We start from the raw sequence: 8189 nt of genomic DNA, 5'->3' as shown, positions 1-8189 counted from the left end.
CACAACGGTATGCTAAGAACAAAAATGCCGTTCACTCTTAAGTGAACGGCATTACCGTATATACGGAGGTTTTTTTATTCCCCGAGATTATTTCCGTTACCCACAACCTCCCTTCCCCACCCACAAATTCTCCTGCGTATTCTCGATTCAAAAGCGGTTAGACGTGAAGATAACAAATCAACAAATCAACAAATCAACAAATCAACAAACCAAAATCATATAGTTAAGCACTGTAATTTTATGTAATGAACACCTGACAAAGTCATACAGTATTGATGTCCTGTATAAATTATTCTTCTTACTAATTAATTTGTGAATATAAATTTTTAGGGACCCCAATGAAAACAAGCATTTTATCTGCAGCTCTACTAATCACTGTAACCGGATGTGGCGGAGGAGGCTCATCGACTCCCGCGAAAAAACCAACAGTTAAGCCAACGCAAAAGCCAGTGGTATTTATCTCTAAATGTTCGCAACCCTTACAAGGGGATACAGCCTTAACCTTCAAGATTAAGGGTACAATAGCGAGTGTCAATGGCGTTGCATGTAGTGGTAGCCCCAAAGCATTTGACGATATGATGAAAGCTCACCCGAATACAAAAACGCTGAACTTCATCGATATGGGTGGCTCTATGAATGATGATGCCAACATTCAACTAGCGTACAAAGTAAGAGCGAAAAAATTAGACACGTACATTAGCTCTATTGGACATGTCGCTTCGGGGGGAACTGACCTTTTCGCTGCGGGTGTGAAAAGAACGATTGAACCAGGTGCTCGATTAGGCGTTCACTCATGGGCACAAGGGTCTTTACAAGGGGCTTCATTGCCTGTTGGTCATAGTGAGCATAAACCCTACATTGATTATTATAAAAAGATGGGATTACCAGATCCGAGCGGCTTCTACTGGTTTACACTGAAAGCTGCTCCGGCTCAAGGAATGCATTATATGACTCCTGCTGAAGTATCTAAGTATGGCTTAGCATCTGTAATGACAAATATTTCAAAAGACCTTAGAGCAAATTACACTCCTAAAAACAGCCTTTTGAACAACAACCTGCTGGACGTTGTGAGCGATAGCCTGAAAGCTGTAGCCGTTGAAAACCACGTGAGAAGCAGTGTCTATGTGCTCGACCATGTCTCCACACTTCTATTTAAGCATTTCAATGTATCAAATAGAGACGAGTTAATCACTTACATAAAGCTCAATGGGAAACTCGACCCCGTAACGAAATCTTACGTCTTCGCAGCCACGTCAGACAAACCTGCGACGATCTATAACTCAAACAAAGATGTAATTCATTCATCTTACAGCTCCAATAGTAAGTATAAGATCCAAGCTAAACCTTTAATTGAAACTGGCTTGACGATACAAGACTATGGCGTCGAAGACACAACAACAAGTGTTCAAGTCGTATTAAATAGAAGTGATGTCAAAGTTACCGTAGGAAGTGAAGAGTTTTCTCTAACCAAAGCCTCTTCAACAAATAAAATAAACCATTGCAAAATGGATAGCGCAGCGAATTCATCAGGTCACTTAGTAACGATTGCAAACTGTACAGAAAGCCGCCTTCAAGGTGACGTGGTACAATTGGTGAATTACAAGCGAACGACAAAAACACCCTTAATTGGTGGAACTCCCTCAGTAAAGAACTCCATTACTAAGACTTCGAACTTTGAATTCAATGCTAAGCAAAGTACGCTAATTACTAAGTAATTTTACACATTGCAAAAAGAAGCCCTACTTAACACTGTAGGGCTTCATCTTTATTTATTCTGCTTAAGTTTCATTTAAGCTGTCCAGACTAAATTAGTCAGCCTTGCGCACCAAAAAGTGATCGAGCATAATTTTTTCACCTGTACTTTGAAGAGGCTTAAATTCAATGACTAACTGATCGCCTTTCTGTTCAAATGCATTCACTTTCAAAAACAGACTTTCTTTGTCCGCTTTAATGTTATGAGCGACCTGACGACCATTAACAAACACATCAAATGCAGGCGCTTTAGAATTTACAGGTATCACTGTTTCAAAAGTGTACTTTTCCCCTTCTATCGCATAAGCGGTGTTATAAATACCACCATCCGCCGTCCAGTAAGTCGCATTGAAGTCCATACTTCCCGCTTTCCAGTAGCTGTAAAACGCGTGAAGATCTTCAATGTCATTCTGGGTCGTCGGTGTCCATTTTACATCAGCAAGATTTACAGGTTTCGTATAGCTAAAACCATGCTCTTGCATGTCACTTTGTAATGAATCCAATCTTCCCAAAACATCATCGAAGGTATCTTGCCAACCAAGCTCACCATAATATTGAAGCCCTATCTCCCCAATAATATAAAACTCACCATCTCTCTCAATCGTGATACCAGAGCCTGAATCCCCATGGATAATTAACCACTGCAAGTTACTTTGAGGCATGATCACTGGGTCATATTTGTACTCAGCTAACCATTTTTTGTCTGTGTCGTTGTACTTAACAAACTTTTTGCCGCCATTACGTCCGTTATAGTTGCCAAAGCCAACGCTATTTACTTCATAGACTTCTGAATGATCAAACATCCCTTTCTCGGGCAACTTCGCCGGCTTGATACCGGTGATAGGCGTATCTAAGCGCACCAAAGCGAAGTCGTAAATACCATCGGTAAATTCATACTCCCCCCACTCACCATCAGGGTCAGTAGTCGCACGTGACGTATGAACAACATTGTACTTACCATTCTTATCTTTTTCATAAGAAGAACAAGTTACCGCATTTTCATATCCTTCACTTTTTGAACCTGACACATGATTTGCTGTGATAACCCAATACGGGTCGATTAAAGTGGCCGACCCTGCATTCATGTGGCAAGCAAAATCAAATTGAGTTTGTAAGGCAAACGCTTTGTGTTGAGTAACCGAGCGATCCATCTTGCCTATGCCCGCCTGCGCTGAAAAAGTAGCAACGATCGCTGATACCAAAATAATTTTTTTCATGTTACTGAGCCTCTCTCAATTGGATAGCTTCAATAGCGTGGTAACCCTGTCTAGCTTCAAAGTCGAACTGTCTATGTTGACGTGTATAAGTGATTTCGACGATATCATCAGGAGATTGGGATTCGAAAACTATCGTATTTTTGACACTGGTCATGTGAAAGGAGATATCATTTTTAATAGTGATACATTGCTTTTTAACACATGCGGTTACATCAGCAGAAGAGAGCCAATTGTGTGTATAAAGCTCTACAGAAAATCGCCCGCCTTTACCTGGCTGAACGTCAAAAGAGAAACCACTAGTGCCGACAAGTAAACCAGAAAAAGCTAGCTCTTGGTTGTAATCTGTAGAATCACCACCCTGCCAGTAATAACGGTTACCAATTGCGTTTTTGGTCTCTGAATTAGAAACTTGTCGTAATTCACCAATAACGTTTACGTCACCAATTAAAGCACTATTGGGTTTATCTTTTCTTTGATGCTCTCCATACAAGAAAACCCAATCTAAACCGTTCAAGTCAACGTCTCTTGCGTAACGATACTTGCCATCATTAAGTTCATAACCGATGAACTCACTAGCGATCGACAAAGTATCTGTACCAATTTCTGAAACATTACTTAATTTATTTAAATCGACCTCAACCTCACTGGCCGCTGCATTGGTTGTTAGCAATGCCAACTTGCAGAGGTTCAATTTTGCACATTTTAATCTCATTTTTTCGCCTCAGTATTAGTTCCAAGTAATTGTAGGCTAAAGATAAGTTGAAAATGTAAGGTGCTGTAAGGGCTTTGTTCATCACGATTCAAACCTCACCGACTGATAGTTGGCACGAATAACTATAAACCCAACCATACCAATAGTTAATGATGATAAATGGCGTTTGCCAAGCTTTTGACTAAAGGTGATTTACTTTCCAAGTAGTGACTCGACGCTCCTTACATATGCTTACAACAGGTATGGATAGTAATTGTATGTCATTAAGAATTTTTATTTCACGACGATAACAGCGATACCTATGCAAGTTCGTTTCATGTATACAACGAAAAAGCCCCACCAAATCATGGAGGGGCTCTGAAAGATCATTTTTGTGTACTCAAAAACTTAGTCGACATCTTGGTCGATAGCGTATTTTATCGCGAGACCGCAGATTGCCATCATAACGAATGGGATGGCGGCAGTCGTGTATTCTGCCCATGCCATATCAGCGAATGCTTTTGCCAGTAGTACGTGGCCGAGGATTAACAGAAGTGCACACACAATAGCAACGATAATCAACTTAACTTCGTTACCCATAGTCATTTTCAACATAACGGTATCTCCAATATTTGGTCTATCGATATTGAATCACAACTCGTTGGTCAAGAAGGCGTACAGTTGCATCGGAATCAGTCCGTACAGTTGGAATCATTATCTTTTTTATGAGTGACTTACGGTTTTACGAGTGCGTAAGTTGATGCGCAAGTTTACCAAGTAAGAGCAGCGCTTGCTCTTTCTCTGCTGTGAGTTCATAAGAGAAGTTCAATCTAATCGCGTTATCTACTCTGCCCTGCTCACTAAACAGATCGCCTGAAGCGACGCTGATCCCCTGAGCAATTGCGAGTTGATGGAATTGTTGGCTATCGAAGTGAGGAGAGAACCGTACCCACACGAAGTAACCACCAGCAGGGTCTTCTATCTCGATGGAATGTGGGAAATATTGCTTAATGACCTCTATAAATCGCTTTTTTCTCATTAGAAGATTTTTACGCAATTTACGAAGGTGATTGTCGTAGCTTTCGTGTGTCAAGAAGTGCGCGACGCCAAGCTGCACAGGAGCACTACTCGACAGCGTAGAAAGAAGCTGAAGTTTTTGAATCGCATCATTAAAACGCGAACTCACCACCCAACCAACACGATAGCCAGGACATAAACTCTTAGAGTAAGAGCCGCATAGCAACACTGAGTCTGTTTTATCAAATGCTTTTAGCGGTTTAGGTTTATGCCCTTCGAAATATAGGTCGCCGTAAACATCATCTTCGATAATGTAGGTTTCATTTTGCTCTGCAATTTCTACCACAAGGCGCTTCGCATCTTCAGACAAACTTGTCCCTGTCGGGTTTTGAAACGTCGTCATCAGCCAACACGCTTTCACATCCTGGTTTTGTAGTGCGCTTTCAAACTGCTCAATATTCAATCCATTGATTGGACAAACAACCACTTCGATAGGGTTGAGTCCTAACCTCTCGACAGCTTGCAGAGCACCATAGAAAGCGGGAGATTCAATCACAACGTAGTCACCGGGCTTGGTTACAGTTTGAAGGCTCAAGTTAAGCGCTTCCATCGCACCAGAAGTAATCACGATATCTTGATGGTTAACGGTAATACCTTGCTGCAGGTAACGTTGAGCGATTTGTCTTCTTAGGGACTCACTGCCCGGTGGCAGATTATTGATCACACTAGCACCTGTCATCTTCCTTCCCGCACTGGCGAGGTTTCGAGTCAAGGTAGGCAAAGGAAAAAGGTCAGGATCTGGGAATGCTGATCCAAAAGGAATAACCCCCTCTGCCGAACTCGATTTCAAAAAGTCGAATAAGCGATCATTAATGGCTTTCTTTTTGTGTACTAACGGCTGTTCATAATCAACGCCGTCCACACGTGGTGCAACAAAGTAGCCCGACTGAGGCTTAGCGATGATCCACCCTTCGCTTTCTAACAATTGGTAGGCTTGTAAGACAGTACTATTGCTGACGCTGTAATTGCGACAACTCATGCGGACGGAAGGGATCTTTTCTCCTGAACGCCACGTGTTGTTCGCTATCTGAGTTCGAATATCCTTTGCAAGCTCTTCATAACGCGCCATCTAATTGTACTACCTAGAGAAATTCTAATAAGCCTGAGATTTTATCACTAACGTTAACAACTATTGCTGCTATCCATATGATTGAGCCTAATTTCTATAATAGTGTGAATTGGTTCACAGATAACTTTGTATGCTTTGCTAAGTTTGTAACCAAGGCGAGAGCCAAGTTCGTTCTACGCCTCTATAATTTGATGTAATCCAAAAAACATGCGAGATAAAAATGAAAAAAATAGAAGCAGACCAGTTAAGTTATAAAGGAGAGTCAAACGGTGTTCATAGTTGGACAACACCGAGTGGCCAGCCATATTACTGGCACCCAGACTGGCTCCATATCGCTGAAGATGCAACAGGCTCACATCCAAAACAGGAGATCGACGTCGATCAAGACCAAGCACCAACTGAGAAACACGCGGTGTCTGCTATTCTGAAACACCTAAACCAATGGGCATCAGACAAACTAGCATCTCACCCAGACATTGAAACCAACTCAATTGAATCTGAAATCAATCTGAAAAAGTAATTTGATTAGAGGTAAGTAGTCGTCAATCACTCTCGACTTTACTCAAATATATCGACTGAATAGTCTCGTATTTCAACCGGGACTATTCAAGTGTCTTCATAAAAACTGCCGTAATAACACCCATATAGCTAACAATTATCTAACACAAACCAATTTTTTGTATCATTCAACAAAAGCTATCGATAGAATCCCCGACCTTATTCACACTCGCTATACTAGCCATACATACCTACCAACCTCGTGAATTAATACACAAAATACGTATTCGTAAACTTAGGAATAGTTGCGAGACCTTAAGATGAAAATGAACAAAGGCTTATCGATGGATACTTCAAATTACAATCAATCGCTAACGACTCAATTATACGTCATCGCTGGCGTGCTATTTGGCACCTACGGCAGTCGGGTATGCCCGATGCTCGAAAGCTTAACGACGTTAGAAATTTTCACCCAAGTCAGTAGTGTCTTTATCTTATTGTGGCTAGCGCGTCATTATTTGCTATCGCAACACACCTTAGTCAAACAAGGTCGATTTGCACAACTCGATACTATGTTGTTCTTTGCCGCGAGTATTCCTTTCGCGCTCTACTACAACCTAAGCTACGACTTCACGATAGACAGTAACTTGAAAGTGCTGTTTGGCATGAGTCTATTCGGTTTCTTTACCGGTACCATTCTTCAACTGAAAGCGAAGCTTAGCCAAATAGATGAAATGGAGATGACTGGGCAATTTGACTTCCACCTGATGGGTGAAAGAAGTTCACTGGTTAAACAAATGATTGGTTTGGTCATCGTGCTTCTGGTAACACTGACCACCATGCTGACTATGGTGGCCGTCAAAGACATCTTCTGGCTAGAACACAACCCCGGTCGTTTGCTAGATGGTACGGGCAAGATCAGCGTGATCAAAGAGTTCATTTATTTGGCGGTTGTACTAGGTGGATACGCGATAACCATCATGACTCTATGGAGCCAGCTGATTAAACGTATTCTTCTAAGCCAAGAGCACGCATTAAGTAAAGTAACTAATGGTGAGCAAGGCGTTCGCTTACCTATATTCAGCTACAACGAGCTTGGGTCAATAGCATCTATGACCAATACCATGCTTGATAGCCTCGAAAACGCGCAACACGAAGTCAAAACCACACGTGACGTTGCGATTGTGAGCTTATCTGCGCTTGCTGAATCTCGAGACAATGAAACTGGCGCCCATATTTTACGAACTCAAGAATACGTAAAGGTACTCGCACTGGAGCTCAGCAAATCTGAAGCTCACGCGATCTTATTAACACCCAACTATATCGAGCTGCTTTATAAATCTGCCCCACTGCATGATGTAGGTAAGGTTGGAGTACCTGACAGTGTGCTGCTAAAACCGGGCAAACTGACGGATGAAGAGTTTGAGATAATGAAAGGTCACCCTGCTATTGGCGCCGAAGCGTTATCTATTGCAGAAAAGCAATTGGGAAGCAGTTCTTTCTTAAGAGTCGCGAAAGAGATTTCTCTCACTCACCACGAGAAATGGAACGGCAGCGGTTATCCCAACCAGCTGTCTGGGGAAGATATCCCTCTGTCCGGCCGCTTAATGGCATTGGCCGATGTTTATGACGCATTAATATCGAAGCGAGTCTACAAGCCAGCCTTTACTCATGAGCAAGCGAAACAGATTATCTTGGAAGGTAATGGGACCCATTTTGATCCGCAAGTTGTCCAAGCTTTTCTGGCCGTCGAACAAGAGTTCGTTTCAATTGCCGCGACCTACAAGGATGGAAAAAACATGCAAAGTGAACTTGAACGAGAAAGCTTTGTTGCTCAACCTGCTTAGTCTTTTCGAAAACCACTAACTATACAGGCTATACCGGT

7 protein-coding genes are annotated in these 8189 nt (G+C 42.0%); 3 read left to right on the top strand and 4 right to left on the bottom strand.

The genetic code is table 11. The features are described 5' to 3' along the window. Nucleotides 1–338 precede the first annotated feature (338 nt). The gene (locus AB6E08_RS11985) at nt 339–1715 is read left to right on the top strand and encodes a hypothetical protein (RefSeq protein WP_372066366.1); all 1377 of its coding nucleotides are present in this window, start codon (nt 339–341) and stop codon (nt 1713–1715) included. Between the two features lie 93 nt (nt 1716–1808). Here AB6E08_RS11985 and AB6E08_RS11980 read toward each other — a convergent pair whose 3' ends face one another. From AB6E08_RS11980 to AB6E08_RS11965, 4 genes are all read right to left on the bottom strand, one after another. Next, the gene (locus AB6E08_RS11980) at nt 1809–2969 is read right to left on the bottom strand and encodes a serine protease (protein WP_017101478.1); all 1161 of its coding nucleotides are present in this window, start codon (nt 2967–2969) and stop codon (nt 1809–1811) included. 1 nt (nt 2970) lies between these two features. Beyond that, on the bottom strand, nt 2971–3681 hold the full coding sequence (locus AB6E08_RS11975) for a hypothetical protein (protein WP_372066368.1): 711 nt from the start codon (nt 3679–3681) through the stop codon (nt 2971–2973). Between the two features lie 387 nt (nt 3682–4068). Then, nucleotides 4069–4275 carry a hypothetical protein gene (locus tag AB6E08_RS11970; RefSeq protein ID WP_004734707.1) on the bottom strand — a complete coding sequence of 69 codons (207 nt, stop codon included), beginning with the start codon at nt 4273–4275 and terminating at the stop codon, nt 4069–4071. 127 nt (nt 4276–4402) lie between these two features. Next, nucleotides 4403–5806: a PLP-dependent aminotransferase family protein gene (locus AB6E08_RS11965; RefSeq protein WP_372066371.1), complete on the bottom strand. Its 1404-nt coding sequence runs from the start codon at nt 5804–5806 to the stop codon at nt 4403–4405. A 220-nt stretch (nt 5807–6026) separates the two neighbouring features. On the opposite strand from AB6E08_RS11965, the gene AB6E08_RS11960 reads away from it, so the two are divergent. Further along, nucleotides 6027–6326 (top strand): hypothetical protein, encoded by a 300-nt coding sequence (locus AB6E08_RS11960; protein ID WP_009847048.1) that lies wholly within the window; start codon nt 6027–6029, stop codon nt 6324–6326. Nucleotides 6327–6624: 298 nt separating this feature from the next. Continuing rightward, nucleotides 6625–8151, top strand: a complete 1527-nt coding sequence (locus AB6E08_RS11955; RefSeq protein ID WP_029222860.1) for an HD-GYP domain-containing protein — start codon at nt 6625–6627, stop codon at nt 8149–8151. Nucleotides 8152–8189: the final 38 nt, after the last annotated feature.

It is taken from the genome of Vibrio sp. 10N.247.310.24 (assembly GCF_041467175.1).
GTDB lineage: Bacteria > Pseudomonadota > Gammaproteobacteria > Enterobacterales > Vibrionaceae > Vibrio > Vibrio tasmaniensis_A.
This window is presented reverse-complemented; position numbering and strand designations above follow the sequence as displayed.

Bases quoted from the DNA above. Each gene is read 5' to 3' on its own strand.
- AB6E08_RS11985 (WP_372066366.1), top strand. From the start codon at position 339: ATGAAAACAAGCATTTTATCTGCAGCTCTACTAATCACTGTAACCGGA.
- AB6E08_RS11980 (WP_017101478.1), bottom strand. From the start codon at position 2,969: ATGAAAAAAATTATTTTGGTATCAGCGATCGTTGCTACTTTTTCAGCG.
- AB6E08_RS11975 (WP_372066368.1), bottom strand. From the start codon at position 3,681: ATGAGATTAAAATGTGCAAAATTGAACCTCTGCAAGTTGGCATTGCTA.
- AB6E08_RS11970 (WP_004734707.1), bottom strand. From the start codon at position 4,275: ATGTTGAAAATGACTATGGGTAACGAAGTTAAGTTGATTATCGTTGCT.
- AB6E08_RS11965 (WP_372066371.1), bottom strand. From the start codon at position 5,806: ATGGCGCGTTATGAAGAGCTTGCAAAGGATATTCGAACTCAGATAGCG.
- AB6E08_RS11960 (WP_009847048.1), top strand. From the start codon at position 6,027: ATGAAAAAAATAGAAGCAGACCAGTTAAGTTATAAAGGAGAGTCAAAC.
- AB6E08_RS11955 (WP_029222860.1), top strand. From the start codon at position 6,625: ATGAAAATGAACAAAGGCTTATCGATGGATACTTCAAATTACAATCAA.